This is a genomic window from Geminicoccus flavidas (genome assembly GCF_009806515.1).
GTDB classification, from domain to species: Bacteria; Pseudomonadota; Alphaproteobacteria; order Geminicoccales; family Geminicoccaceae; genus Geminicoccus; species Geminicoccus flavidus.
The window spans coordinates 1-539 of record NZ_WUJP01001143.1 but is presented as its reverse complement, the minus strand read 5'-3'; the positions used below and the strand labels follow the sequence as shown (position 1 = coordinate 539).

The window sequence follows — 539 nt, the reverse complement described above, 5'->3', positions numbered from 1 at the left end:
TAGGTGCCGTCCGATCTCTTCCGGTAGAGGTTGAAGTAGCGGTGCGGGTTCTTCTGCAGCTGCATGGCGTAGCAGGCGCCGTCCTCCGCCATGATCTCGACGATGTAGCGGTAATGCGCCGCCATCTCGATTGGCGGATCAATCGTCAGCCGGCCATACGGCATGATCGGCACAGCCCGCTCGAACTCGGCGAGCGTGGGCGAGGTCCGCGAGCTGAGGTTGGAGGGAGTGATCGTCAGCGTCTTGCCCGCCACGACGTCACGGCCGAACGCCGCGAAGCTGTTCTCCGGGAAGGCCTGGAACGGCCCGGCCCCAGCGACGCGGAACACGTCGCCGCCCGAGGCGGTCGGCGGCGGCCAGACCTGCCGGAGGCCCAGGGTCAGGTTGCGGCCGGACACGCCGGTCACACGCATGATCCGCACCCCCAGGCGCCGATTCAGGTTGAAGCCGATCAGGCTCGTCCAGCGCCAGGCATGGACGTAGATCTCGTCGACGACCTCTCCGGCGAAATCGGCGGGCGGCGTGAGGACCTGGCGCAG

The 539-nt window shown here is 67.7% G+C and carries 1 protein-coding gene; it reads right to left on the bottom strand.

All coding sequences use genetic code 11. The annotated features are described in order from the left end of the window. The coding region (locus tag EQG76_RS31490) for a hypothetical protein (protein WP_159719136.1) at positions 1–539 on the bottom strand (539 nt) is incomplete at both ends.